This is a genomic window from Pseudomonas sp. NFACC16-2 (genome assembly GCF_900119205.1).
GTDB classification, from domain to species: domain Bacteria; phylum Pseudomonadota; class Gammaproteobacteria; order Pseudomonadales; family Pseudomonadaceae; genus Aquipseudomonas; species Aquipseudomonas fluorescens_Q.
Map to the genome: position 1 here is coordinate 1 of NZ_FPIX01000010.1, position 26,333 is coordinate 26,333.

Annotated in this window: 26 protein-coding genes and 1 pseudogene; 16 read left to right on the forward strand and 11 right to left on the reverse strand. The window is 62.7% G+C overall.

The window, feature by feature from the left end; genetic code table 11:
* Window positions 1-247, reverse strand: a pseudogene (locus BT116_RS10825) (IS4 family transposase); the annotation flags it as partial.
* 192 nt (window positions 248-439) lie between these two features.
* Window positions 440-904, reverse strand: a complete 465-nt coding sequence (locus BT116_RS10830) for an outer membrane lipoprotein (RefSeq protein WP_047228399.1) — start codon at window positions 902-904, stop codon at window positions 440-442.
* Between the two features lie 169 nt (window positions 905-1,073).
* On the opposite strand from BT116_RS10830, the gene BT116_RS10835 reads away from it, so the two are divergent.
* Window positions 1,074-1,358, forward strand: coding sequence for a hypothetical protein (locus BT116_RS10835; RefSeq protein ID WP_072343203.1), 285 nt, complete (start codon window positions 1,074-1,076; stop codon window positions 1,356-1,358).
* Here the strand turns inward: BT116_RS10835 and pdxH are convergent.
* From pdxH to dinG, 4 genes are all read right to left on the reverse strand, one after another.
* The gene (gene pdxH, locus BT116_RS10840) at window positions 1,306-1,953 is read right to left on the reverse strand and encodes a pyridoxamine 5'-phosphate oxidase (RefSeq protein ID WP_072343206.1); all 648 of its coding nucleotides are present in this window, start codon (window positions 1,951-1,953) and stop codon (window positions 1,306-1,308) included. The genes BT116_RS10835 and pdxH overlap by 53 nt on opposite strands.
* A 24-nt stretch (window positions 1,954-1,977) precedes the next feature.
* Window positions 1,978-3,090 (reverse strand): OmpA family protein, encoded by a 1,113-nt coding sequence (locus BT116_RS10845; protein WP_072343209.1) that lies wholly within the window; start codon window positions 3,088-3,090, stop codon window positions 1,978-1,980.
* Window positions 3,091-3,206: 116 nt separating this feature from the next.
* Window positions 3,207-4,352, reverse strand: coding sequence for a serine hydrolase domain-containing protein (locus BT116_RS10850; protein ID WP_072343212.1), 1,146 nt, complete (start codon window positions 4,350-4,352; stop codon window positions 3,207-3,209).
* A 273-nt stretch (window positions 4,353-4,625) separates the two neighbouring features.
* Window positions 4,626-6,770, reverse strand: a complete 2,145-nt coding sequence (dinG, locus tag BT116_RS10855; RefSeq protein ID WP_063322679.1) for an ATP-dependent DNA helicase DinG — start codon at window positions 6,768-6,770, stop codon at window positions 4,626-4,628.
* Between the two features lie 99 nt (window positions 6,771-6,869).
* Here dinG and BT116_RS10860 point away from each other — a divergent pair, with 99 nt between their 5' ends.
* Complete coding sequence (locus BT116_RS10860) at window positions 6,870-7,334, forward strand: CopD family protein (RefSeq protein WP_072343215.1); 465 nt, start codon at window positions 6,870-6,872, stop codon at window positions 7,332-7,334.
* A 60-nt stretch (window positions 7,335-7,394) separates the two neighbouring features.
* Here the strand turns inward: BT116_RS10860 and BT116_RS10865 are convergent, their stop codons facing one another.
* The 4 genes from BT116_RS10865 to BT116_RS10880 form a co-directional block, all read right to left on the reverse strand.
* Window positions 7,395-8,153 (reverse strand): collagen-like triple helix repeat-containing protein, encoded by a 759-nt coding sequence (locus BT116_RS10865; RefSeq protein ID WP_072343218.1) that lies wholly within the window; start codon window positions 8,151-8,153, stop codon window positions 7,395-7,397.
* Window positions 8,146-8,418, reverse strand: coding sequence for a DUF1145 domain-containing protein (locus BT116_RS10870; protein WP_063322681.1), 273 nt, complete (start codon window positions 8,416-8,418; stop codon window positions 8,146-8,148). The genes BT116_RS10865 and BT116_RS10870 overlap by 8 nt, the downstream gene beginning before the upstream one ends.
* A 138-nt stretch (window positions 8,419-8,556) precedes the next feature.
* A complete protein-coding gene (locus BT116_RS10875; RefSeq protein WP_072343221.1) occupies window positions 8,557-9,282 on the reverse strand; it encodes a PA1041 family peptidoglycan-binding anchor lipoprotein in 726 nt (241 codons plus the stop codon).
* A gap of 90 nt (window positions 9,283-9,372) precedes the next feature.
* Entirely contained in the window at window positions 9,373-10,068 is a 696-nt protein-coding gene (locus tag BT116_RS10880) for a PA1041 family peptidoglycan-binding anchor lipoprotein (protein WP_072343224.1), read from the reverse strand.
* Window positions 10,069-10,259: 191 nt separating this feature from the next.
* On the opposite strand from BT116_RS10880, the gene BT116_RS10885 reads away from it, so the two are divergent.
* The 4 genes from BT116_RS10885 (at window position 10,260) to BT116_RS10900 (ending at window position 12,013) form a co-directional block, all read left to right on the forward strand.
* Complete coding sequence (locus BT116_RS10885) at window positions 10,260-10,757, forward strand: DUF6231 family protein (protein WP_072343227.1); 498 nt, start codon at window positions 10,260-10,262, stop codon at window positions 10,755-10,757.
* 2 nt (window positions 10,758-10,759) lie between these two features.
* Window positions 10,760-11,248, forward strand: a complete 489-nt coding sequence (locus BT116_RS10890) for a YchJ family protein (protein ID WP_063325155.1) — start codon at window positions 10,760-10,762, stop codon at window positions 11,246-11,248.
* Between the two features lie 70 nt (window positions 11,249-11,318).
* Window positions 11,319-11,804 carry an LEA/WHy family protein gene (locus BT116_RS10895; protein ID WP_072343230.1) on the forward strand — a complete coding sequence of 162 codons (486 nt, stop codon included), beginning with the start codon at window positions 11,319-11,321 and terminating at the stop codon, window positions 11,802-11,804.
* Window positions 11,805-11,809: 5 nt separating this feature from the next.
* Window positions 11,810-12,013 (forward strand): SEC-C metal-binding domain-containing protein, encoded by a 204-nt coding sequence (locus tag BT116_RS10900; RefSeq protein ID WP_072343233.1) that lies wholly within the window; start codon window positions 11,810-11,812, stop codon window positions 12,011-12,013.
* A 141-nt stretch (window positions 12,014-12,154) separates the two neighbouring features.
* Here BT116_RS10900 and BT116_RS10905 read toward each other — a convergent pair whose 3' ends face one another.
* The gene (locus BT116_RS10905) at window positions 12,155-12,712 is read right to left on the reverse strand and encodes a cysteine hydrolase family protein (protein ID WP_072343236.1); all 558 of its coding nucleotides are present in this window, start codon (window positions 12,710-12,712) and stop codon (window positions 12,155-12,157) included.
* 205 nt (window positions 12,713-12,917) lie between these two features.
* On the opposite strand from BT116_RS10905, the gene BT116_RS10910 reads away from it, so the two are divergent.
* The 10 genes from BT116_RS10910 (at window position 12,918) to pdeM (ending at window position 26,310) form a co-directional block, all read left to right on the forward strand.
* The gene (locus BT116_RS10910) at window positions 12,918-15,368 is read left to right on the forward strand and encodes a penicillin acylase family protein (protein ID WP_072343238.1); all 2,451 of its coding nucleotides are present in this window, start codon (window positions 12,918-12,920) and stop codon (window positions 15,366-15,368) included.
* Between the two features lie 234 nt (window positions 15,369-15,602).
* Complete coding sequence (locus BT116_RS10915; protein WP_072343240.1) at window positions 15,603-16,634, forward strand: ligase-associated DNA damage response exonuclease; 1,032 nt, start codon at window positions 15,603-15,605, stop codon at window positions 16,632-16,634.
* Entirely contained in the window at window positions 16,631-18,319 is a 1,689-nt protein-coding gene (locus BT116_RS10920) for an ATP-dependent DNA ligase (protein ID WP_072343242.1), read from the forward strand. The genes BT116_RS10915 and BT116_RS10920 overlap by 4 nt, the downstream gene beginning before the upstream one ends.
* A gap of 389 nt (window positions 18,320-18,708) precedes the next feature.
* Window positions 18,709-19,491, forward strand: a complete 783-nt coding sequence (locus tag BT116_RS10925; RefSeq protein ID WP_072343244.1) for a transporter substrate-binding domain-containing protein — start codon at window positions 18,709-18,711, stop codon at window positions 19,489-19,491.
* A 58-nt stretch (window positions 19,492-19,549) separates the two neighbouring features.
* A complete protein-coding gene (locus BT116_RS10930; protein ID WP_003198406.1) occupies window positions 19,550-20,278 on the forward strand; it encodes an ABC transporter permease in 729 nt (242 codons plus the stop codon).
* Window positions 20,275-20,985: an ABC transporter permease gene (locus BT116_RS10935; RefSeq protein ID WP_072343246.1), complete on the forward strand. Its 711-nt coding sequence runs from the start codon at window positions 20,275-20,277 to the stop codon at window positions 20,983-20,985. The genes BT116_RS10930 and BT116_RS10935 overlap by 4 nt, the downstream gene beginning before the upstream one ends.
* A gap of 27 nt (window positions 20,986-21,012) precedes the next feature.
* Complete coding sequence (locus BT116_RS10940) at window positions 21,013-22,131, forward strand: succinylglutamate desuccinylase/aspartoacylase family protein (RefSeq protein WP_072343248.1); 1,119 nt, start codon at window positions 21,013-21,015, stop codon at window positions 22,129-22,131.
* 13 nt (window positions 22,132-22,144) lie between these two features.
* A complete protein-coding gene (locus BT116_RS10945) occupies window positions 22,145-22,909 on the forward strand; it encodes an ABC transporter ATP-binding protein (RefSeq protein ID WP_053118987.1) in 765 nt (254 codons plus the stop codon).
* Between the two features lie 258 nt (window positions 22,910-23,167).
* Entirely contained in the window at window positions 23,168-25,654 is a 2,487-nt protein-coding gene (locus BT116_RS10950) for a ligase-associated DNA damage response DEXH box helicase (RefSeq protein ID WP_072343250.1), read from the forward strand.
* The gene (gene pdeM / locus BT116_RS10955; RefSeq protein WP_072343253.1) at window positions 25,654-26,310 is read left to right on the forward strand and encodes a ligase-associated DNA damage response endonuclease PdeM; all 657 of its coding nucleotides are present in this window, start codon (window positions 25,654-25,656) and stop codon (window positions 26,308-26,310) included. Before BT116_RS10950 ends, pdeM begins: the two co-directional genes overlap by 1 nt.
* Window positions 26,311-26,333 lie beyond the last annotated feature (23 nt).

A 26,333-nucleotide genomic window follows, 5' to 3' on the forward strand; every position in this document is an offset into this window, starting at 1 on the left:
GGGCGCGCAGTAGCGCAGGCTCTGTACGACTGACCTTGTCATACAGCGCCGCCAAGCTGACAGGAAGATCTTCCATCTGCCGCGCGGCGGCATGCAGCGAAGGTCGCAAGCCCAATGAAACAAGGGACATCAGTTCAACGATGGTTGAAAACAAAAGCTCACGTGGGTACTGCCGCTGACGGTGCTCTTCGAACACCTGATCGATCCATTCAGCAGGAACAGCCTGTTCCAATACCACTCTGGTCATGACACTGGCCGGTGCTTTTTTCTCAAACCGCGCTAGAACTTCTGCCCACACTGCTTTCGTCACCCTGACTGGTTTTGGGGGATTTTATCAAAGACCTTGAAAGGGCTGGCTGTAAGAGCGGAACCCTAAGTAGCCGTTACCCCAACAACGGATATACACACAACTCTGGAATCCCGCCCGTAAACCCGTAAATTAGTGCGATACGCGACTCGTACCATCCACAGTAGAAATACGAACCCGCTCACCCACACGGAACACCTCATTCTCCTGAACCTGCTGCACATAGGCGCGCATGCTGCCATCGTCCTCACGAACAGTGATTTCCACGCCTTGGGTACGAGTCAGGCCTTCTTCAGTAGCGGAGCCAATCAGGCCACCGGCCACCGCGCCGATCACAGCGGCGACGATGCTGCCACGGCCACCACCGATGGCACTGCCGCCTACACCACCGACCACAGCACCGGCCGCACCGCCGATCGGGGTCTTGGTGCCTTCGATCTTGACCGGACGCAAGGCTTCGATCGTGCCCATGCGAATCGTCTGCACGCGACGCGCTTCGTCACGGGAGTAGGAGTCACCGGTCAGGCTCGACTGACAGCCAGTGAGCAACATCGCCATCGTGGAAAAGGAAGCAACCAGCAAAACAGACTTACGCATAGCATCAACTCCAAAAGACAGGGACTCATTAAACTCCGCAGCTTGACGCCTGTCACGGCCTCGCCGGGATAAAATTGTTTTCATTCAGGTGGGATACAGGCGCACCCGAAAAATTCACCAAACAGTAGCGCCAATTTCCGAAACCTGCGTCATCAACTCGGGGATTTTCATGGATTATTTCATCATCGTCGCGGTCACCGTGGCCGGTTTGTACTTCCACTGGTGGCTGTACGTACGAATCAAACGCTGGATGGACCGCGACCTGGCGCTGTCCCTGGCGGGGCAGGATGAGCAGAAAAAGACCTACATGCTGCAACAATTGGCCCGCGCTCGGGAGCAAGGGGTCAAACGCCGGGACTTGCCGCAATGGCTTGAAACCGCTGCGGCATATTACCCCGACGCTAAGGCGCCAGACGCTCGCGCGTCCAGTTCGCCCCTTGCAGGCGGTAGTTGAGGCGATCGTGCAGGCGGCTCGGACGCCCCTGCCAGAACTCGATGCGCTCGGGCAGCAAACGATAACCGCCCCAATGCTCCGGGCAATGCGGTTGGCTGTCGCTGAAACGTTGTTCGGTGGCCTTGAGCAGGTCGTCCAGCTCACCACGCCCTGCAATTACCCGGCTCTGGGGTGAAGCCCAGGCGCCGAGACGGCTGCCCAGCGGGCGAACCTGGTAATAGGCGTCCGACTCCTGCGCGGTGACCTTCACCACTTTGCCCTCGATGCGCACCTGGCGCTCCAGGGCCGGCCAGAAAAACGTCATGGCCGCAAATGGATTCGCGGCCAGTTGCTGCCCCTTGGCGCTGTCGTAGTTGGTGAAGAACGTGAACCCCAGAGCATCCAGGCCCTTGAGCAGCAGGATCCGGCAGTGCGGGCGCCCTTCTGCATCCACCGTCGCCAGGGTCATGGCGTTGGCCTCCACCGGCGCCTGCTCGGTTTTCACCGCGTCGGCGAACCATTGGTGGAACAGTGCAAACGGCTCGGCCGGGGCTTGTGCCTCGGTCAAGCCATCGCGGGTGTAGTCGCGGCGCATATCAGCCAGCGGTTGGGTCATGGCGCGTTCCTTGTGGTTAGCCCATCACTGCTTGGGGGTATCGGCAGCCGCGACTTTCTTGGTATCGGTGGCGGCTTTGGCCGGTTGGGTTTTCTTCGCCGGGGTAGTGGCCTTGGCAGGGGCTTTCTTCGCAGGCGCCTTGGCCACGGCTTTTTTGGCCGGTGCTTTTTTGCTGGTCGGGGTCACGGCTTTTTTCGCCGCAGGCGCTGGGGCCGGGGCCACGGGCTTCACGTCCTGGGCCGCCACCAGCGTCACGGGTGCGGGAGCCGGCATGTTGTATTTGCTCAGCAGCGCAACCATGGTGTTGGCCGGCGTGACCAGCAGTTCCACGCGACGGTTCAAGGCACGCCCTTCCACACTGTCGTTGGCCGCACGTGGCGCCACTGCGCCCATGCCGCGCAGCATCAGGCGATCACGTTGCAGGCCGCTGAGACGGAAAATCGCCGCAACGGACTGGGCACGCTCCTGGCTGAGCTTCAGGTTCGCAGGTGCGGCGCCCGAGGTATCGGCGTGGCCGAGGATCAGCACGGCGGTCTTGGGGTCGGCTTCAAGGATCTTCGCCACGCGGGTGAACGGCCCGAGGGTCACGGGCAGCAGCATGGCCGGACGGTCCGGGTTGAAGGAGCCGTCCACGGGCGCGGTGACCACCAGCACGTTGTCGCGGCGCTCGAGTTGGAGCTTGCTGTCCTGGATGGCTGTGCGCAGCTTCGGCTCGTAGTCGTCGAGCCAGGCCTGGGTGACTTTAGGATCGGGCATCGGCACCGCCTTGGCGGTCTCCTGATCCTTGCCGCCAAACGGCCACCACCACTTGCCGTTGCTTTCGGCTTCGGCCTTGGCAAGGGCCGGTGCCTTGGCTTCAGGTTTGTCCTGGGGTTTGACGTCATCTTTCTTCGCAACGTCGGCAGCATCATCGGAAGCGAACGGCCACCACCAGTGGGTGGCGCTCTCGGCCTTGGCTTGCGGTGCGACGGCAGCCGGTTTCAGAGGCGCCGCTGGCGCCGTTTCCTTGGCCGCCACCTTGTCGGAAGAGCCGAACGGCCACCAGCCGCCGCTGCCCTCGGCATCATTTTGCGGGGTTTGTGCGCAACCAGTGATAGCGAAGCACAGCGCCAGAGCGAGGGTTTTATTCGATGACATTGGATATCCACAAAATGATGTAAATGGAAAATAAAGGCCATGTTTTGGCCACATAAACAGTCGCTTGGAAACTGAAAAGGCCACGAGGTTCCGGTGCCCGCCGCCTTCAATGGCGTTTATAGACAAGTGGCAAGGACCCTCGCAAGGTTCTGCGCGCGCGGGTCCATCAATACGTAAGGCCCGAGCGTGTTGGTCACGAAGCCAAAAGCCACATCATGCTCCGGGTCGGCGAACCCCATGGAGCCCCCGGCCCCTGGATGACCAAACGCCCGTGGGCCAAGGCCATAGGTCGCATTCGGTACATCCGGCTGGTCGAGCATGCAACCCAGGCCGAAACGGGTCTGGGTCAACAAAGTCTTGTCCTCGCCGAAGCTGTGCTGGCGAGTCAGTTCGTCGAGCATTTCACCTTCCAGCAGGCTGCCATCCAGCAGCCCCCCATAGAACCCGGCCAGGCTGCGGGCGTTACCGTGGCCGTTGGCCGCCGGTTGCTGCATGCGCCGCCACTCCGGTTTGTTGGTACTGGTCATGATCGACGGCGGATTGGTGAAGGCCCGGGTGGTCATGGCCGTGGGCTCGCGCATCGTCACCTGCAGCAGGCGTTGGGCCGCGGCATCGCCGACGTTGCCTTTGCCACGGGCGATGTGGGCCACGCGATGAAACTCCTCGTCGGCCAGGCCAACGTGAAAATCCAGGCCCAACGGCTTGGCCACACGAGCCACGATGGACTCCCCCGGGCCACGCCCATCGGCCCTGCGCAACAGCTCGCCAACCAGCCAGCCGTAGGTGATCGCGGCATAACCATGACCCTCGCCCGGCGTCCACCAAGGTGTTTCGGCGGCCAGGGCATCGATCATGGCTTGCCAGTCATAAAGCGCTTCGGGCGGCAGCAATTCACGTAGCGCCGGCAACCCGGCCTGATGGCAGAGCAACTGGCGCAGGGTAATGGATTGCTTGCCGGCGGCGGCAAACTCGGGCCAATAGCGGGCGACCGGGGCATCCAGCTGCAACTTGCCTTCGGCCACCAGTTGCAGGGCGGTGACGGCGGTGAACGTTTTGGTGCAGGAAAACAGGTTGGCGATGGTGTCGCTGTGCCAGGTCTCATGGCCATCCTTGTCGGCGGTACCGGCCCACAGATCGATCACCGTGCGACCACCCACCTGAATGCACAACGCCGCGCCGCGCTCCTGGGGATTATCGAACAGCGCCGCGAACGCTTCACGCACCGCCTCGAACTGAAGCTCATAATGGCCTTGAATCTGCACCCGTAACTCCTCTCCACTGAACACTTTTTGCACTGGCCGCATTGTTCCAGCCATTACGGTTTTTGTGAACCTTGTCAGGACGGCTGGTTGACTTTTCACTGAGGCTTAAGGGTGAATCTGTGGCGAGGGGATTTATCCCCGCTGGGCTGCGCAGCAGCCCCAGACAACCAACTCGCTGGTCCGGGCGAACAGAGTCGCCTGGTTTGAGGGGCCGCTTCGCAGCCCAGCGGGGATAAATCCCCTCGCCACAATAAATCTCCCTCACCTGCCGACTCAGGAAATCTCCCGCCGAAACGGCGGCAGCGCGTTGAGGATCGCCTTGCCATAGCGCTGGGTGACCAGCCGCCGGTCGAGCAAGGTGATGGTGCCGCGGTCTTCTTCGGTGCGCAGCAACCGCCCGCAGGCCTGGACCAGTTTCAGCGAGGCGTCCGGCACGGAGATTTCCATGAACGGGTTGCCGCCACGGGCTTCGATCCACTCGGCCAGTGCGGCTTCCACCGGGTCGTCGGGAACCGAGAACGGGATCTTGGCGATCACCACGTGCTCGCAATAGGCACCAGGCAAGTCCACGCCTTCGGCAAAACTCGCCAGGCCGAACAGAACGCTGGAGTCCCCACCATCGACCCGGGCCTTGTGTTTGTTCAGGGTTTCCTGCTTCGACAGGTTGCCCTGGATGAACACCTGCTTGCGCCAGTCACGGTCAAGGCCATCGAACACGTCCTGCATCTGTTTGCGCGAGGAAAACAGCACCAGGGTGCCCCGTGAGCCTTCCACCAGTTCCGGCAGGTCGCGGATGATCGCCGCGGTATGGGCGGCGGCATCCCGTGGATCGGCCTTGAGGTCGGGCACCCGCAGCACGCCGGCGTCGGCGTGGTGGAAGGGGCTCGGGACCACGGCGGTCACGGCTTTCTTCGGCAGGCCGGCGCGCATGCGGAAGCGGTCGAACGTGCCCAGGGCAGTCAGCGTGGCGGACGTCACCAGCGCGCCATAGGCCACGTTCCACAAGTTGCGCCGCAGCATTTCCGCCGCCAGGATCGGGCTGGCATTGACCTCGATATCGAACAGCGAACCGCTTTCGGCCAGGGTCAGCCAGCGCGCCATTGGCGGGTTGTCTTCCGGGTCTTCAGCGGTGAAGGCCGTCCACAGTTCCCAGTTGCCTTGCGAGCGGGACAGCAGGCTGCCAAACAACGGGTACCACTCCTCGGCCTGGTTGCTGGCGATTCCAATGTTGACCTCGCCGTCCATGCCTTCCTTGAGCAGGTCGGTCAGGCGCGTGAACAAGTCGGTCAGGCGTGCGAAACCTTTCTTGAGCTCGATGCCCATTTCACGCATGTGTTCAGGAATCACTCCGCCGACGAAGCGATGACGTGGCCGTTCGCGGCCCTCGACGTCTTCGCCGGGCTTGAAGTCGGCCACTTGCTCGCAAGCGGTGAACATGAACTGCTGGTTCGTCTTGATTTCCCGGGCCAACTCCGGTACTTGCTCGATGAACTTGCCCAGGTCACCGGGCAATGGATGCTGGGCCAACAGTTTGGTGAGGTTCTTGGCGGTGGTTTCCAGCCAGTCGGCCGTCGAACGCAGCCGGGTGTAATGGGCGAAATGACCGATGGCCTTGTCCGGCAGGTGATGGCCTTCGTCGAACACGTAGATCGTGTCGCGCGGGTCCGGCAGCACCGCACCACCGCCCAGGGCCAGGTCGGCCAGCACCATGTCGTGGTTGGTGACGATGACATCGACCTTGCCCATGCCTTCGCGGGCCTTGTAGAAGGCGCACTGACCGAAGTTCGGGCAATGCCGGTTGGTGCACTGGCTATGGTCGGTCGTCAGGCGGGACCAGTCGGCGTCTTCCAGGGCGGTGGACCAACTGTCGCGGTCGCCGTCCCATTTATTGCCGGCCAGCTTCTCGATCATGCTGGTGAACAGCTTCTGGCTGGCCTCATCGACTTCGATCTTGAAACCTTCTTCTTCGAACAACTGGGCCGTGGCGGTCTGCGCGTGGCCTTCCTGGAGCAACATGTCGAGCTTGGACAGGCACATGTAGCGCCCACGGCCCTTGGCCAGCGCGAACGTGAAGTTCAGCCCGCTGTTGCGCATCAGGTCGGGCAGGTCCTTGTAGACGATCTGCTCCTGCAGGGCGACGGTGGCCGTGGCGATCACCAGGCGTTTGCCGGCGGCCTTGGCGGTGGGGATCGCCGCCAGGCTGTAGGCCACGGTCTTGCCGGTACCGGTACCGGCCTCCACCGCCACCACGGCGGGCTCGCCACTGCGCCGGCCTTCGTCGTCGGTATCGATGTCACCCAGGACTTTTGCCACTTCGGCAATCATCAGGCGCTGGCCATATCGCGGCTTGAGGCTCTTGGCTTCGAGAAAACGCGAATAGGCGCCCTGGATCGTGGTTTTGAGTTCGGTGCTGATCATGAATGGTCGGGCGCAAAAAACGCTGGATAAATTTTCAGTGGTTCGGATCGGCGGCTATCATACCCCGCTAATGAATCCTGCGCAGAACGGAGTAACCCAATGACACCCTTTGCCCTCGTCTACACCCTGCATTTACTGGCGGCCCTGGTCTGGGTCGGCGGCATGTTTTTCGCCTGGATGATCCTGCGCCCCGCCGCAATGACGGCGCTTGAGGGCCCTGCCCGGCTCAAGTTATGGGTAGAAGTGTTTCAGCGTTTTTTTGTCTGGGTCTGGGTGGCAGTGGTGCTTTTACCGATCAGCGGCGTAGGTCTGATCCATGTGCGCTTCGCCGGTTTCGAAACCGCGCCGCGATATGTGCAGGTGATGATGGGGTTGTACGTGGTGATGACAGCGCTGTTCATCCGCATCCAGGGCCTGCAACTGCCGGCATTGCGTAGCGCCGTGACGGCGCAGGACGTGCCGGCGGGTGCGGCGGTGCTGGGGAAGATTCGGCGGTTGGTGGGGATCAATTTGGTGATCGGGTTGCTGGTGGTGGCGATTGGCGCGGCGCGGCCGATGTTCTGAACATCACATAAAACCCTGTGGGTGCGAGCTCGCTCCCACAGGTTCAGATCAGATTTTTCTTCAGAACCGCTGCACCGTCACCGTTCCCGCCGCTCCGGCAGGCCCTGGCTGGCCATCGGCGCCAGGACGACCGCTTTTGCCGCCGTCAGCCGTATAGACCAGACAGCCCTTGGCCTTGCCACCGGCCCCGGGCTTGCCGCCGCGCCCCGCCGCGCCACCGGCACCGCCGTCCACCGTCACCTTGATCTGCTCGGCAGGGTAGGCCAGGGGCAGCTCAAGGCGTACCAGCGCACCGGCCGCACCCGGCTGGCCATCGCTGCCATTGCTGCCGTCGGCCCCGCGACCGGCCGAACCCCAGGTGCAACCCGGCGCCTGGCCATTGGCACCGTCAAGACCGACGAAACCCGGCGCACCGGTACCACCGCGGGCATCCACCGACAACAGCGGCGCATCCAAGGCATTGAAACGCAGGTTGAGATCGCGCCCCGACCGCGCGGCCTTGGTGTAGGTACCCGGTGCGCCGCGTGAAGTGATCTGGCTGCCCTCGGCCAGCTCAGCCCGGGCCACTTTCATTTCCAATGCCTGCTGCGCCGGCACGATGGCGATCCGTGCTTCACGCCCCAGGTGCAATTGGTCGATGGTCAGTTCAGTGACATTGGAAGGCACCAGCAGCGTGCCGTAGTCGGCCACGTCCAGTCGCTCGAGAACCAGGGTGCTGGTGGTGTTTGGCAGGCGCATCAACGAATGGCTTTCTACCTGGACCACCTGGGCCGAAGCCCAGGGGCATACGAGTGCGGCGAGCAGACACAATTTACGCATGGGAAGCCTCTGGCGCGGTCGGGAGGGTTTGCAAATGAAAGATACCGAACAACAGCACTCTGAGGCGATCACGACCAGGCGCGGGGCGGCCACGGAAACTGGCCCGGAACAACAGCAGTTCGAGCAAATGGAGCACCAGCAAAAACGCGCCGGCGACATTGACCAGCAGATGCAGCGGATGGACGAACGGCACGACCAGATTGACCAGCACCACCAGCCAGAACAACAGGGTCAGCAAGCGCCCCAGCCCCCAAAACACCTTCATACGCCCCCCTGATCGGGAATTATTCTTTGCGCGCACAGTAACGGCTTGCGCGCAGGATAAGCCAGAGGGCCAGGCAAATTTAATCTGACCCGAGCCCCGGATCGCCTTCCCGACGACCCGGCAGCCCTGGTCCGAGCTTCAACGCTGGATATGCAGCTCAACCCGACGGTTCTGTGCCCGCCCTTCGTCAGTCTCATTATCAGCCACCGGCTCGCTTTCGCCCTTGCCTTCGCTGGTGAGTTTGTCGGGGGCCAGCCCCTGGGTCAGCAAATACTCCACGACGCTGCTGGCCCGACGTTCAGACAGCCCCTGGTTATAGGCATCACTGCCGACACTGTCGGTGTGGCCCACGACCCGGATACTGGCGACATTGGCATGGCTGAGCTTGCCCATCAGCCCATCGAGCTGGCTTCGAGCCTCTGCGGTGAGGTCGGACTTGTCGAAATCGAACAGTACCTTGCCGGCGTCGTTGAGGGTGATGACCTCGCTCGCCGGCGCTTGCGGTTCGACCGGCGGGGCGCTGGCCGGGTATTGCGGCACCGGGCAACCGTGATGCTCGACGGGGGTATTGGCCGGCGTATCGGGACAACGGTCGCGGCGGTCGAACACTCCGTCGTCGTCTTCATCGCCATCCTGGGCATAGCAGATCAGACCACCGCCCAGCAACCCCAGTGCGGCGCCACCGGCGGCCCAGCCACTGCTTTCAATGGCCCCCAACCCGCCGCCAGCCAAGCCGCCGATCAGGCTACAAATTGGCCAGGTACGTTGGTTGAGAGGTGCGCTGCCGTCGCTGTGAGTGGCGCAACCGGACAACAGACTGCTCGCCAGCAGTACCGGTAAGGCGGCCCTGATTAGAACATTCATGGTGAAGGCTCCTGTGTCACCGGCCCATACCGGTCACACAGGAGTAAAGACCCGCATCCGCAACTCTACAAGCCGCGAATCGCAAGGGTTTCAGCGGTTAATCTTGATTTCCGTGCGACGGTTCATCGCGCGACCGTCGGCGGTCTTGTTATCGGCCACCGGCTGGCTCTCACCGGCGCCGGACACCGAGACGAAACTGGCACGCGGTACGCCGTTTTCGACCAGGTATTGCACCACCGAGTTGGCCCGTTTCTCCGACAACCGTTGGTTATAGGCATCGCTGCCGACACTGTCCGTATGGCCGGTGACCCGCAGTTGCGCGGTGGACGTTTCCTGTTTCAGCCGGGTCGCAACGCCGCTCAGGACATCTTTGTCGGCCGGGGTCAGCGTGGCTTTGTTGAACTCAAAGTGCACATCGCGGATCACGATGGTTTCTTCCTTGACCACTGGAGGTTCTTCAGCCATCGGAGGCGGTGCGGGTGGCGGGCAACCGTCGGCATCGACCTGTACGCCTTTCGGTGTACCCGGGCACTTGTCACGGCTGTCCGGCACGCCATCGCCGTCTTCGTCGCCGTCACCATGGGCCCAGCACCAGCCTGCCGCCACAGTGCCGGCCACCAGCGCTCCCGGGCCGATCCAGGAACTGCTTTCGATCGCGCCCAACCCCGCGCCGACGACACCACCCGTGGCCGCACAAATCGGCCAGTCGGTTTTCTGCAAACCTGCGCAACCAGTCAACACACTGGTTAGCAGAACCAGGGGTAACGCTGTCCGAACTATGCTCATCGGTTTTCTCCTTGAGGGATCGGCTTGTCGCCGATTCAGGGGAGTAAAGACCCGTCTTCGAATCTGCGCCAGCCCGAGCAATCGCGGGTTTTCGCCCCGTGTTTGCGAAGATTCCGCACGTTCAGGGACAAACCGCTCTAGGCCACGATGTCCGGGCAGGCTATCGTGGTGGTTCTGACTGAGGAACTTCGATGACCATTGCCATTTCTGCGCGTACGCCCCAGCAAGCCCTGGCGGCCGTGCTTGACCGTTATGCCCCGCAAAAACTGCTGCTGATCGGTGCCAGCGGCTTTCCCGCGCTCGAAGCATTCCAGCAGGCCCATCCCGACACCGAAGTGGTCCACGCCGGCCCCGGCGCCCTGCCGGCGGACGTGGCGGCACGGCGTTTTGACCTGGCCCTGGCGCTCGATTGCCTGGAGCATTTGCCCAAGCGCGAAGGTCTGAACCTGCTGGGTGGCATCCGCAATCTCAATGCCAGTCGTATCGCCGTGCTGGCAGATCTCAACGCCTGCGGCTGGCAAGAGACGGACTTTTTTTCACTGGCCCTGCAAGCCAGCGAGCGATTCCAGCGCGAAGATCAGGTGCTGACCCTGTTTACCTACGATCTGCTTGAATACAAACAAGTCCCCGATTGGCTCAACTCGCGCTTTTGGGCCAACCCGGAAAATTTTGGAAAATATTGGTGGTAACCGTGAACACAAGCCCACACACACCCATCTGCCCCTGCGGCAGTGGCAATCCACTGGACGCCTGCTGCGGCCATTACCACGACGGTCACCCGGCGCCCTGCGCCGAAGCCTTGATGCGCTCGCGCTATAGCGCCTATGTGTTGGGCCTGGTGGATTATCTGGTCGCCACCACCCTGCCCGCCCAACAGCCTGGCCTCGATCGCCAGTCGATCAGCGAGTGGAGCGCCAACAGCACCTGGTTGGGGCTGGAAGTGGAAAGCAGCGAAGTGCTAGGTGGTCAACCGGAACACGCCTTTGTCACGTTCACGGCACGCTGGCACGACGGCCAGGGCGAGCATAGCCACCGTGAGCAATCCTCGTTCGTGCAGAACGACGGGCGCTGGTATTTCATCGATCCGACCGTGCCGGTCAAGACGGGACGCAACGACAGCTGTCCGTGTGGCAGCGGGCACAAATTCAAGAAGTGCTGCGCCGGCTACTTCAATCGCTGAATTTAGGAAACGTCCGACGCTCGTCCATCGGCCCATAGGGCTAGACTGGGGATAAACCAGAGGCACGGACATGACCCCTCCATCATTCTTGCTGCGCATCACCTGCCTGCTGCTGTTCGTTGGATTCGGCGGCTGTGCATCCTGGCAAGGTGAAGAAGCCCCTGAACCACAGGTGCACCTGGTCAAGGTCGAGGTGGTGCGGGCCCGGCTGCTGGAACAGAAGTTCACGCTGCACTTTCGCGTCGACAACCCCGGCGACAGCGACCTCACCGTTCGCGGCCTGACCTACCGCATCCACCTGGGCGACCTGTTGCTGACCGAAGGTGAGCATGAACACTGGTTCACCGTGAGCCCCCGGCACAGCGCCTACTTCAAGGTGCCGATCCGCACCAACCTGTGGCCACAGGTGCGGCACGTGGTGAAGTTGCTGGAGAATCCCCGGGAACAGATCCCCTATCGTCTGGAAGGTGAGCTGGAAACCGGATCATTCATCGCTCACTACGTGCACCTGGAACGCAATGGCGTGATAATCGCCGCCGATTTTATTGCGGAGTAACCCCGATGACCCAACAACCCCACATCCATGGCCCTGATTGCAACCACGATCACGACCATCATCACGATCATGACCACGGCCATGTCCACGGTCCTAACTGCGGCCACGCCCACCAGGAACCGGTGCGCAACGCCCTGAAGGATGTCGGCCGCAACGACCCTTGCCCGTGCGGCAATGGCAAAAAATTCAAGAAGTGCCACGGGGCCTGAGGGGCTGGGCGAAAAATTTCTTCGCCTGTTAGACCGCCATCGCGAGCAAGCTCGCTCCCACAAGGGTTCTGCGCCTCAGCGCAATTTCCCTGTGGGAGCGAGCTTGCTCGCGATGAGGCCGGCGCTGTCGGTACCTATCTGTCAGCCCGCCTGCAGAATTCGCTTCACACCGACCACCGTCGCATACTCACCGTGCAAGTTGCCCAGGGACATGGCATGCACTTCGGCTGCCGAACGGGCGTTACCAAAGTAATCGTTCTTGTCGAAGGTAAAGCAGGCGTCCTCGGCCACCCAGGTGTCGAATCCCAGATTGCCGGCCGTACGCGCCGTGGACTCCACCGAGTTGTGCGTCGCCACACCGACGATCACCAGTTGCCTGATTCCGGCTTGGCGCAGGTCTTGCTCCAGGTGGGTGCCACTGAACGCATCCGGCACCTGCTTTTGCACCAACCATTCCCCTGCCTTCGGCTCGAACCGTGGCTGGACCTCCACCCCCGACTGCCCCGGCCAGAACACCGAGTCCGGCGAGCGGGACAGATGGTGGACGTGAATCACCGGGCGCGCCGTCCGTCGCCATAAAGCCAGTAGCTCCAGCATGCGCAGCTCTGCCTCGGGGTTGTTGCGAGGGCCGAGCCTGGGGTGAAGGATGCCTTTTTGTTGATCGATGAGAATCAACGCCGCGTCGTTCTGTAGCTCCATGCCGGTTTCTCTTGCTTGGTCTTTGAATGTTCCACACTTGATCATCACCTTTTCCTACAGGCAAGCCTTCGAGCAAAGCGATGACCCGGCCCCGGAGTTTTATCGCCAAACCAACAAATAACCCTCGCCCCCGCTTGCGCGGCCCCCGCCTGCTCACTAACGTAGCGCCTTTATTGGTGCCCCCCCCTCCCGCAGGAGCTTTGCCATGGCCTCGCCAGCCTCTATTTCCTTCATCCCCCGGCTCGGTGTTGCCGCCGCGGTGGCCAGTGTGCTCGGTTTGAGCGGATGCCAGACCTGGAACGCCCAGGACACCGTCCCGCCGACGTCCGGTGTGCAACCGCTCAAGGGGCTGGCGCAGAACGTCTCGGTCCGGCGCAACGCCACCGGCATGCCGCTGATCGAAAGCAACAGCTTCCATGACGCCCTGTTCACCCTCGGCTACGTCCACGCCAGCGATCGCATCACCCAAATGGTCACCCTGCGCCTGCTGGCCCAAGGACGATTGGCAGAAATGTCCGGCGCCGAACGGCTGGACGTCGACCGCTACATGCGCGCCGTCAACCTGAAGAAAAACGCCGACGAGCTGTACAAGGCGTCTTCGCCAAGGCTCAAGCGTTTCTTCGAAGTCTATGCCCGCGGCGTCAACGCCTACCTGTTCCGCTACCGCGACAAGTTGCCGTCGGACCTGGCCGCCACTGGTTACAAACCCGAGTACTGGAAACCGGAAGACTCGGCGCTGATGTTCTGCCTGCTGAATTTCAGCCAGTCAGCCAACCTGCCGGAAGAAATCGCCAGCCTGGTACTGGCCCAGACCGTCACCAACGACAAGCTCGCCTGGCTGAGCCCGTCCTATCCAGACGAACCACTGCCCGTGGCCGAAGCTGACAAACTCCAGGGCTTGCGACTCAACGGCCAGATTCCGGGCCTGAACGAGATCAGCAAGGCCACCAGCCAACTGGCCGAGCTGAACCTTTTGAGTGCTGCGTCTTCGAGCAACTGGGCCATCGCGCCACAACGCAGCCGCAGCGGCAAGAGCCTGCTGGCCAGCGACAGCCACGGGCCGCTGGGCATGCCGGGGCTGTGGAGCCCGGTACAGATCCGTGCGCCCAAGTACCAGGCGGCCGGGGTTTCCGTGGCAGGGATCCCGATGATCCTGGCCGGGTTCAACGGCAAAGTGGCCTGGAGCATGACCAGCGTGCTGGGGGACAACCAGGACCTGTTCCTGGAAAAAATCCGCCGTCAGGGCAATGGCCTGTCCTACGAGGTCAACGGCAAATGGCAACCGGCGATCGTGCGCAACGAAACCTACTTCATCAAAGGCCAGCGGCCGATTCGTGAAGCGGTGTTCGAGACCCGTCACGGCCCGCTGCTCAACAGCGCCCAGGGCCCGGCCATGGCCAACGGCTTTGGCCTGGCCTTGCAGACGCCGAGCTTGAGCGACGACAAGACCCTGGATGCCTTCTTCGACCTGTCCCGGGCGCAGAACGTCGAGAAAGCCTCCGACGCCAGCCGGGAAATCCGCGCCATGGCGGTGAACCTGGTCTTCGCCGACGCCAGCCATATCGGCTGGCAAGTCACCGGTCGCTACCCGAACCGCCGTGAAGGCGAGGGTCTGTTGCCGTCGCCGGGTTGGGACGGTCGCTACGATTGGGATGGTTACGCCGACCCGATGCTGCACCCCTACGATCAGGACCCGCCCCAGGGCTGGCTTGGCACGGCCAACCAACGAGTAATCCCCCACGGCTACGGCATGCAACTGTCCAACTCGTGGGCCGCACCGGAGCGTGGCGAACGCATGGCCGAACTGGCCGGCGTGGGCAAGCACGACACCCGCAGCCTGACCGCCATGCAATATGACCAGGGCACAACGTTCGCCGCCAAGCTCAAGCAAGTCTTCGAAGCACCGGGCATGGCCCAGCCGCTCAAACAGGCGATCGAAGCCCTGCCGGTGGCTGACCGGGCCAAGGCCCGCGAGGCCTACACTCGCTTGATGGCATTCGATGGCCGGCTCAGCCCGACCTCCGCCGACGCGGCGATCTATGAGCTGTTCCTGCAGGAAAGCATGAAGCAGATTTTCCTCGACGAGCTGGGCCCGGACGGCAGCCCGGCGTGGAAGGCGCTGGTCGCCAACGGCCAATTGTCCTACTCGGCCCAGGCCGATCATCTGCTGGGCCGTGAAGACAGCCCGTTCTGGGACGATGTGCGCACCCCGCAGAAAGAAGACAAGGCCGTCATCCTCGCCCGCAGCCTGGCCGCCACCATCAACGCCGGTGATAGCCAGTTGGGCGGTGACCACAAGGCTTGGCAGTGGGGCCAGTTGCATCGCTACGCGTGGAAGAACAGCAACGGCCAGATCGTACGCGGCCCGCTGCCGGCCGGTGGCGACGCCAGCACGCTCAACACCGCAGCGTTCGCCTGGGGCCAGGATTTCACCACCACCCTGGCGCCGGCCATGCGCTTTATCGTGGACTTCGGCCAGCCCGAACCGTTGATGATCCAGGACGGCGCCGGCCAGTCTGGCAACCCGGTCAGCCCGAACTATGCCAATGGCATCGATCCGTGGATCAAGGGGCAGTACCAGAGCCTGCCGTTGCAGTCACAGAACTTCGATCGGGCGTATGGCAAGACGCGGTTGACCCTGGTGCCTGGCAAATAACTGCAGCCCGGGACTGGAGATAGTATTTGTGGCGAGGGAGCTTGCTCCCGCTCGGCTGCGCAGCAGTCGTAAACCGGCTGATGCGGTCTGCCTGTAGACCTGCAGGGGGCTGCTTCGCAGCCCAGCGGGAGCAAGCTCCCTCGCCACGGGTTCAGTCCATCCCCCACTAAATCCGATAGAACTTCCCCCCTCGCCTGCGCCTCTACCTGACAAGCCCATCGCTCCGGTGACCGCATGGATCTTGTCATTGCCCGCCCCGAAGGCTTGTACTGCCCGCCCGGGGATTTCTACATCGACCCGTGGCGGGCGGTGGAACGCTCGGTCATCACCCACGCCCACGGCGACCATGCCCGCAGTGGCAACCAACACTACCTGGCAGCGGCACCCGGCGAAGGCATCCTGCGATCACGCCTGGGCCAGGACATCAACCTGCAAACGCTGCCCTACGGCGAACGCCTGTCGCACCATGGCGTGACCTTGAGCTTTCACCCCGCCGGCCATGTGCTGGGCTCGGCCCAGGTACGGCTGGAATATCAAGGTGAGGTCTGGGTAGCGTCGGGGGATTACAAAGTCGAGCCTGACGGCACCTGCACCCCGTTCGAGCCGGTGAAATGCCATACCTTCATCACGGAATCCACCTTCGGCCTGCCGATCTACCGCTGGCAGCCCCAGGCGCAGATTTTCGACGAGATCAACCAGTGGTGGCGCGGGAACATCGCCGCCAGCCGGGCCAGCGTGTTGTTCTGCTATTCCTTCGGCAAGGCCCAGCGAATTCTCCACGGCATCGACGGAAGCCTCGGCCCGATCCTGGCCCATGGCGCGGTGGAACCACTGAATCGGGTCTACCGCGAGGCCGGGGTTCATCTCCCGCCTACGATCTACGCCGGCGACATCAAGAAGAACGACCCGATCATGGGCCAGGCACTGGTCATCGCGCCGCCCTCCGCCGGAGGCAGCAGCTGGATGCGCCGCTTTGGCGACTACAGCGACGCCTTCGCCAGTGGCTGGATGCGCCTGCGCGGTACGCGTCGGCGGCGCGGCGTGGACCGGGGTTTTGTGCTGTCCGACCACGCCGACTGGCCTGGCCTGCTCTGGGCCATCGAACAGACCGGCGCCGAACGGGTGATGGTCACGCACGGTTCGGTAAGCGTGCTGGTGCGCCATCTCTGCGAGCAAGGCCTCGACGCCCAGGCGTTCAGCACCGAATACGGTGACGATGAAGAAGACCTCGCCGTGGCCACCGACAGCGGTGAGGAGGCGCCATGAAAGCCTTCGCCGAGTTGTACGCCGAACTGGACGCCACCACCTCCAGCAATGCCAAGCTCACCGCCATGCAGGACTATTTCAGCAAAGCCCCACCTCAGGATGCGGCGTGGGCCGTGTATTTCCTTTCCGGCGGGCGTCCACGGCAACTGGTGCCGGTAAAAATCCTGCGAGAGTTGGCGGTCCGGATATCCGGGTTGTCGCTCTGGCTGTTCGAAGAAAGTTATCAGGCCGTGGGCGACCTGGCCGAAACCATTTCGCTGGTATTACCCGAATCGCCCCACAGCTCCGATGAAGGCCTGGCGCTGTGGATAGAAGAGAAACTGCTGCCGTTGCGCGGTGAGTCGCCCGACGTCCTGGCAGAACGGCTTCCGGCGCTGTGGGCGCAGCTCGACCGACCGAGCCTGATGCTGTGCATCAAACTCATCACCGGCAGTTTCCGGGTGGGCGTATCCAAACTGCTGGTGACCCGGGCCCTGGCCGCCATGGCCAACCTGGACAGCAAGCGGGTGGCCCAACGCCTGGTGGGCTACACCGACCTGTCCCATCGTCCCACGGCCGCCAGTTACCTCAAGCTGATCGCGGCCGAATCCGACGATGAACATGCCCAGCGCGGCGGCCAGCCTTATCCGTTTTTCCTGGCCCATGCGTTGTCTGCCCCGGTGGAGCAATTCGACACGCTGCTGGGGCCGGCCAGCGACTGGCAGGTGGAATGGAAATGGGATGGGATCCGCGCCCAGGTGATCAAGCGCGACGGCCATTTGTGGGTCTGGTCGCGAGGCGAGGACTTGGTCACTGAGCGGTTTCCGGAACTGCATTCACTGGCCCTGGCGCTGCCCGACGGCACGGTGATCGACGGTGAAATTGTGGTCTGGAAAGCCCCCCAGTCAGTTACCGAAGACGCCTTCGACCCGGACGCGCCGTTGCAGCCTGCGGTGCAACCCTTCGCCCTGCTGCAACAGCGCATCGGTCGCAAGACCCTTGGCAAGAAAATCCTCGACGATGCCCCGGTGGTGGTGATGGCCTACGACCTGTTGGAATGGCAAGGCGAGGACTGGCGCAGCCGTCCCCAGGCCGAGCGCCGCGAACAGCTGGAGGCGCTGATCGCCCGTGTTCGCAGTCCGGTGTTGTTGCCGTCGCCTACTGTCACCGGCCAGGACTGGTTCGACCTCGCCCGGCAACGCGAAGCCTCTCGCCGCCTCGGTGTCGAAGGCATGATGCTCAAGGCCCGCAACGCGCTGTACGGCGTCGGTCGCACCAAGGACATGGGCGTGTGGTGGAAATGGAAGATCGACCCCTTCAGCGTCGACGCGGTGCTGATCTATGCCCAACGCGGCCACGGCCGGCGCGCCAGCCTGTACAGCGACTACACCTTCGCCGTATGGGACAACCCGCCGGACAGTCGCGAGCGCACACTGGTGCCATTTGCCAAGGCCTATTCAGGGCTGACCGATGCGCAAATGCGCCAGGTCGACAACATCGTGCGCAAGACCACCGTGGAGAAGTTCGGCCCGGTGAGCAGCGTCACGCCCACCCTGGTGTTCGAACTGGGTTTCGAAGGCATCGCCCTGTCCAATCGCCACAAGAGTGGGATCGCGGTGCGCTTTCCACGGATGTTGCGTTGGCGCCAGGATAAAACCGTCGAAGAGGCAGATACCTTGGCAACGCTTCAGGACCTGCTGAAATAGCGCTGTACGCTCTTTGTGGCGAGGGGATTTATCCCCGCTGGGCTGCGAAGCGGCCCCCAAAAAAACCTGAGATGAACAACCTGACACTTCGAGGCGACTGACTGTTGGGGCTGCTGCGCAGCCCAACGGGGATAAATCCCCTCGCCACAAATAATTGCTCACCCCATAGTGTTTCCCAAACAACGCATGCTCCATCCCGGTGCACTTTTTGATGTACGCTCATCCCCGCGCACCATCGCATTCCGTTGCCTGTCGCCGAAGCTTTTAAAACACTTGTTCGGCACTCTGGTTCGGAAATTGCTACCTTTATGCCGTCATACCGTTCTCGCCTTCACCGGTAACAATACTTACGCGCCACAAGCGCTCATATTGGTTTTAGGGATTGAATAATGAAAAAAGCACTGCTGACCCTTTCTGCACTGGCGTTGTGCATGGCTGCTGGCGTCGCCACGGCCAAGGAATACAAGGAACTGCGTTTTGGTGTCGACCCTTCCTACGCCCCGTTTGAGTCCAAAGCCGCCGACGGCAGCCTGGTCGGTTTCGACATCGATCTGGGCAATGCGATCTGCGCAGAGCTGAAAGTCAAATGCAAATGGGTCGAAAGCGATTTCGACGGCATGATCCCGGGCCTCAAGGCCAACAAATTCGACGGCGTGATCTCCTCCATGACCGTTACCCCGGCCCGCGAAAAAGCCATCGACTTCTCCAGCGAGCTGTTCTCCGGCCCAACGGCCTATGTCTTCAAGAAAGGCTCGGGCCTGAGCGAAGACGTTGCCTCGCTCAAAGGCAAGACCGTCGGCTACGAGCAAGGCACCATCCAGGAAGCCTACGCCAAGGCCGTGTTGGACAAGGCCGGGGTCAAGACCCAGGCCTACCAGAACCAGGACCAGGTTTATTCCGACCTGACCTCCGGCCGCCTCGATGCAGCGATCCAGGACATGCTCCAGGCCGAGCTAGGCTTCCTGAAATCGCCAAAAGGCGAAGGTTATGAAATCAGCAAGCCGGTGGACAGCGAATTGCTGCCCTCCAAGACCGCGATCGGTATCAAGAAAGGTAACAGTGAGCTGAAGGCACTTTTGGATAAAGGTATCAAAGCGTTACACGACGACGGCAAATACGCCGAGATCCAGAAAAAACACTTTGGCGATCTGAATCTGTACAGCGGCAAATAATGCGCTGCGCCCATCCGGTCTCGGATGGGCGCTTTTCTCCTGCCAAAGGCTTTCTTCCATGTTCGAACAACTCCTACAAAATCTGGGGCTCTCCGCCTTCAGCCTGCAGGGCTTTGGCCCGCTGCTGATGCAAGGCACCTGGATGACCATCAAGCTATCGGCCCTGTCCCTGTTGTTGAGCGTCTTGCTCGGCCTGCTGGGCGCCAGTGCCAAGCTGTCCAGCGTCAAACTGCTGCGAATCCCTGCCCAGCTCTACACCACGCTGATCCGCGGCGTGCCGGACCTGGTGCTGATGCTGCTGATCTTCTATAGCCTGCAAACCTGGCTGACCTCGCTTACCGACTTCATGGAATGGGAATACATCGAGATCGACCCATTCGGCGCCGGGGTGATCACCCTGGGCTTCATCTATGGCGCGTACTTCACCGAAACCTTTCGCGGCGCGATCCTCGCGGTCCCCCGAGGCCAGGTCGAAGCCGCCACCGCGTATGGCCTCAAGCGTGGCCAGCGCTTTCGCTTCGTGGTGTTTCCACAAATGATGCGCTTTGCCCTGCCGGGTATCGGCAACAACTGGATGGTGATGCTCAAGGCCACCGCGCTGGTGTCGATCATCGGCCTGGCCGACCTGGTCAAGGCGGCCCAGGATGCAGGCAAGAGCACCTACCAGCTGTTTTACTTCCTGGTACTGGCAGCACTGATCTATCTGCTGATCACCAGCGCGTCCAACTTCATCCTGCGCTGGCTTGAACGCCGCTACGCCGCCGGAGCCCGGGAGGCGGTGCGATGATCGAACTTCTGCAAGAATACTGGCGGCCATTCCTTTACAGCGATGGTGTCAACGTCACGGGCCTGGCCATGACCCTGTGGCTGCTCAGCGCCTCGCTGCTGATCGGTTTCCTGGTGTCGATCCCGCTGTCCATCGCCCGGGTTTCACCCAGGTTCTACGTCCGCTGGCCGGTGCAGTTCTACACCTACCTGTTCCGCGGCACGCCGCTCTATATCCAACTGCTGATCTGCTACACCGGCATCTACAGCATCGCGGCGGTGCGCGCCCAGCCCATGCTCGACAGTTTCTTTCGCGACGCGATGAACTGCACGATCCTGGCCTTCGCCTTGAACACCTGCGCCTACACCACGGAAATTTTCGCCGGGGCGATTCGCAGCATGAACCATGGCGAAGTCGAGGCGGCCAAGGCCTACGGCCTGACCGGTTGGAAGCTGTACACCTACGTGATCATGCCGTCGGCGCTGCGCCGCTCGCTGCCGTATTACAGCAACGAAGTCATCTTGATGCTGCACTCGACGACCGTGGCGTTCACCGCTACCGTTCCAGACGTGCTGAAAGTGGCCCGGGACGCCAACTCGGCGACGTTCCTGACGTTCCAGTCGTTCGGGATCGCCGCGTTGATCTACCTGACCGTCACCTTTGCACTGGTGGGCCTCTTCCGCCTCGCCGAACGCCGCTGGCTGGCCTTTCTCGGGCCGACTCACTAGGGCTTCCGTTCCAGGACACACACGCAAATGCGCCACCAGATCCATGACCTGCTGGCCCCGGTACCGGGGACCGCACGCAAGATCCACAGCTTCCACTTCGGCCCGGAAAAAGCCGTCGGCAAAATCCATATCCAGTCGTCCCTGCACGCCGATGAACTACCGGGCATGCTGGTCGCCTGGCACCTCAAGCAGCGCCTGGCCGAACTCGAAGCGTCGGGCCACCTGCGCCACGAGATCGTGCTGGTGCCCGTCGCCAACCCCATCGGCCTCGAACAAGTGCTGATGGACGTGCCCCTGGGCCGCTACGAAACCGAGAGCGGGCAGAACTTCAACCGCCGCTTCGTTGACCTGAGCGAAGAGATCGGCAACGAAATCCAGGACCTGCTCACCGACGATCCGCAGCACAACCTGATGCTGATCCGCACCAGCCTGCGCGACGCCCTCGCCCGGCAGACCCCAGGCACGCAATTGCAATCCCTGCGCCTGGCCCTGCAACGGCTGGCCTGCGACGCCGACATGGTGCTGGACCTGCATTGCGACTTCGAAGCCGTGGCCCACCTCTACACCACACCCGAAGCCTGGCCACAGGTCGAACCGCTGGCCCGCTACATCGGCGCCGAAGCCTGCCTGCTGGCGACCGATTCGGGCGGCCAGTCGTTCGATGAATGCTTCACCCTGCTCTGGTGGCAACTCAAGGAGCGCTTTGGCGAACGCTTCGAGATTCCCCTGGGCAGTTTTTCGGTCACCGTGGAGCTGCGTGGCCAGGGTGACGTCAACCACGGGCTGGCGAGCCTGGACTGCCAGGCCTTGATCGAATACCTGATCCGTTTCGGCGCCATCGACGGCGAACCGATGCCCATGCCCGAGCTGCCCTACCCGGCCACGCCGCTGGCCGCGGTCGAGCCGGTGGCCACGCCCGTGGGCGGTTTGCTGGTCTACAGCGCCCTGCCCGGCGAATACCTGGAGGCGGGGCAGTTGATCGCGGAAGTCATCGACCCGGTCAACGACACCGTCACCCCCGTTCATTGCCGTAACGCCGGGCTGCTGTACGCCCGTTCGCTGCGCCGCATGGCCACGGCCGGCATGGTGATCGCCCATGTCGCCGGCACCGAAGCCTATCGCAGCGGCTACCTACTTTCGCCTTGAGGATGCATGCTCCATGTACAAACTGACCATCGAAGGCCTGCATAAAAGCTATGGCGAACATGAAGTGCTCAAGGGCGTTTCGCTCAAGGCCAAGACCGGCGACGTCATCAGCCTCATTGGCGCCAGCGGCTCAGGCAAAAGTACCTTTTTGCGCTGCATCAACTTCCTGGAACAACCCAACGACGGCGCCATGAGCCTGGACGGCCAGCCGATCCAGATGATCAAGGATCGCCACGGCATGCACGTGGCCGACGCCGACGAACTGCAACGTATCCGCACGCGCCTGGCCATGGTGTTCCAACACTTCAACCTGTGGAGCCACATGACCGTGCTGGAAAACATCACCATGGCGCCGCGCCGGGTGCTGGGGGTCAGCAAGCAGGAAGCCGACGACCGCGCTCGTCGTTATCTCGACAAGGTCGGCCTGCCGGCACGGGTCGCCGAGCAATACCCGGCATTCCTCTCCGGCGGCCAGCAACAGCGCGTGGCCATCGCCCGCGCCCTGGCGATGGAGCCGGAGGTGATGCTGTTCGACGAACCCACGTCGGCCCTGGACCCGGAGCTGGTGGGCGAAGTGCTGAAGGTGATCCAGGGCCTGGCCGAAGAGGGCCGGACCATGATCATGGTGACCCACGAAATGAGTTTCGCCCGCAAGGTCTCGAACCAGGTGCTGTTCCTGCACCAGGGCCTGGTGGAAGAAGAAGGCGCGCCGGAAGACGTGCTGGGCAATCCCACCAGTGAACGGCTCAAGCAGTTTCTCAGTGGCAACCTGAAATAAAGCTCGGCACACCTGAATTGATGGGCCAGATACTGCTCTTGTGGCGAGGGGATTTATCTGTGGCGAGGGGATTTATCCCCGTTGGGCTGAAGCAGCCCCTCAGTTGATCGCCTCGGTGCGTCTGGCAAATTATTCTTGAGCTTTTTGGGGCTGCTTCGCAGCCCAGCGGGGATAAATCCCCTCGCCACAGGGTTTTTAAAACCTTTCACCTCCCACCGTGGTCACTGAAGAAGGACTTTCAGGGCGCACGCGGCAGGCATGGCGACATCCAACAATTTCGCGAAACAGTGGTTCGATGCCCGCGGCTGGAAGCCGTTCGCCTTTCAGAAGCAGGTCTGGAGCGCCGTCAAGCGAGGGCAATCCGGGTTGCTGCATGCCAACACTGGCGCTGGCAAGACCTACGCCGTCTGGTTCGCGGCCCTGAACCGTTTCGCCCGTCCTGCCCCAGTGCCAGATAAACCGCGCAAACGCAAACCGCCGGCCGAACCGCTGACCGTCCTGTGGATCACGCCGATGCGCGCATTGGCGGTCGACACCGGCAAAGCCCTCGAAGCGCCCCTGGCAGACCTGCACCTGCCCTGGAGCGTCGGCCTGCGCACCGGCGATACCAGCGCCAACGAACGCGCCCGCCAGGGCCGGCGCCTGCCCACCGCGCTGATCACCACCCCCGAAAGCCTGACCCTGATCCTCGCCCGGGCCGATGCGCATACCGCCATCTCGACCCTGCGCATGGTCGTGGTGGATGAATGGCACGAGTTGCTCGGCAACAAACGTGGCGTGCAATTGCAACTGGCCCTGGCGCGCTTGCGGTACTGGCATCCCGAACTCATCGTCTGGGGCGTGTCCGCGACCCTGGGCAACCAGGCCCACGCCGGACAGGTATTGATCCCGCAAGGCAACGGAATCAGCGTGCAGGGAGCCGATAGCAAGGCGCTGCGGGTCGACACACTGCTACCCCCGCCCCTCGAACGTTTCCCGTGGGCCGGGCACATCGGCCTGAAGATGCTGCCCCGGGTCGTGGCCGAAATCGACGCCAGCAGCAGCTGCCTGGTCTTCACCAACACCCGGGCACAGTCGGAAATCTGGTATCAGGCGCTGCTTGAGACGCGGCCCGATTGGGCCGGGTTGATCGCCCTGCACCATAGCTCACTGTCGCGTGACACCCGGGATTGGGTAGAACAGGCATTGAAGGACGGCCAGCTCAAAGCGGTGGTCTGCACGTCCAGCCTGGACCTGGGGGTGGACTTCCTGCCAGTGGAACGGGTGCTGCAGATTGGCTCGGCCAAGGGCGTAGCCCGGCTGATGCAACGGGCCGGGCGCTCCGGCCACGCACCGGGCCGGACCTCGCGGGTGACGCTGGTGCCGACCCACAGCCTGGAATTGATCGAGGCCGCCGCCGCGCAGGACGCCGTGGCCCAACGGCGCATCGAACCGCGCGAATCGCCCCGCAAGCCGCTGGATGTCCTGGTGCAGCACTTGGTGAGCATGGCCCTGGGTGGTGGCTTCGTTCCCGACGAATTGTTCGAGGAAGTGCGAGGTGCGTGGGCCTACCGCGACCTCAACCCGGCCGAATGGGCCTGGGCCCTGGCGTTTGTGCGCCATGGCGGCCTGTCATTGACCGCCTACCCGGATTACCGACGCGTCGAACCGGACGAACACGGGATCTGGCGAGTACCTGACGCACGCCTGGCCCGGCGTCACCGCATGAGCATCGGCACCATCGTCAGCGATGCCAGCCTGCAATTGAAGTTCTGGGGCAAAGACGGGGGCGGCAAGACCCTGGGCAGCGTAGAGGAAGGCTTCATCGCCCGCCTGCGCCCCGGTGACGGTTTCCTGTTCGCCGGGCGCTTGCTGGAATTGGTCCGGGTCGAGGACATGACCGCCTACGTGCGCCGCAGCCAGGCCAAGAAGGCCGCTGTGCCGCGCTGGAACGGCGGGCGCATGCCGCTCTCCAGCGAACTGGCCGCCGCCGTCGTGGCCCGTTTGAGCGAAGCCGCCTCGGGCCGCTTCGAGGGCCCGGAGATGCACGCCGTGCAGCCGCTGCTCTTGACTCAACAACGCTGGTCCGGTTTGCCCACGCAGAGCACATTGCTGGCCGAAGCCCTCAAGTCCCGGGAGGGCTGGCACCTGTTTCTCTACCCGTTTGCCGGACGCCAGGTTCATCTGGGCCTGGCCAGCCTGCTGGCCTGGCGTGTCAGCCAGCAACAGCCGCTGACGTTTTCCATTGCGGTCAACGACTACGGCCTGGAACTGCTTAGCGCCACGGCAGTGGATTGGTCGCAATACCTGACCCCGGGCCTGCTGAGCGTCGATCATCTGCTGACCGACGTACTTGCGAGCCTGAACGCCGGGGAATTGGCCCTCAGGCGCTTTCGCGAAATCGCCCGGATCGCCGGACTGGTCTTTGCCGGCTATCCCGGCGCGCCGAAAAGCACCCGGCAAGTCCAAGCGTCCAGCGGGTTGTTCTTCCAGGTGTTCAAGCAATACGACGCCGACAATCTCTTGCTGGCCCAGGCCGGGGAGGAAGTCTTGCGCGAAGAATTGGATATTCGTCGACTGGAGCATACCTTGCTACGCCTCAGTACCTTGAAGCTGGACCTGCACGTGATCAAGCGCCCCACCCCGCTCGGGTTTCCGTTGCTGGTGGAACGGTTCCGGGAAAGCATGAGCTCGGAAAAGCTCGCCGATCGCATCCGGCGGATGGTCAGCGAGCTGGAAAAGACTGCCGATCGCGGTGACGCCTGATGCCAGCGCCTTATCCCGTCAGCCTGGCCGGCGAAGAACTCTGGTTGCTCCCGGAAAAAGCCGTGTACTGGCCTGCCCAGGAAATTCTGATGGTGGCCGATGTTCATTTCGGCAAGGCCGCCGCCTATCGCAGCCTCGGGCAACCGGTGCCCCACGGCACCACCGCCAGCAACATCGCCGCACTGGATGCGTTGCTGGCCAGCCTGCCGTGCCGACAGTTGATTTTTCTCGGGGATTTTCTCCACGGTCCCGGCTCTCATGCGCCCGGCACCTTGAAGGCACTTTCCGATTGGCGTGTGCGACATCCGCACCTGGCCATGACGCTGATTCGTGGCAACCACGACAAACGCGCCGGTGACCCACCGCCAGCGCTGAACATTCGCGTCGTACCGGAGCCGTTGCTGCTGGGCCCTTTCGCCGTGCAACACGAGCCTGCCCCACATCCCAGCCGCCATGTGCTGGCCGGTCACGTGCACCCGGTCTACCCCCTGAGCGGCAAGGGCCGGCAACGCCTTCGCCTGGCCTGCTTTCGGCTGGGCAGCGAGATCAGCCTGCTGCCGGCCTTCGGTGCGTTCACGGGCGGTTACCGGGTCGAGCGGGGCAGCGATTGCAGGATTTTTGTCATCGGCGATAACGAAATATGGCCCGTCAGCTGAAGCACTCTGTGCTATCGCAGGCG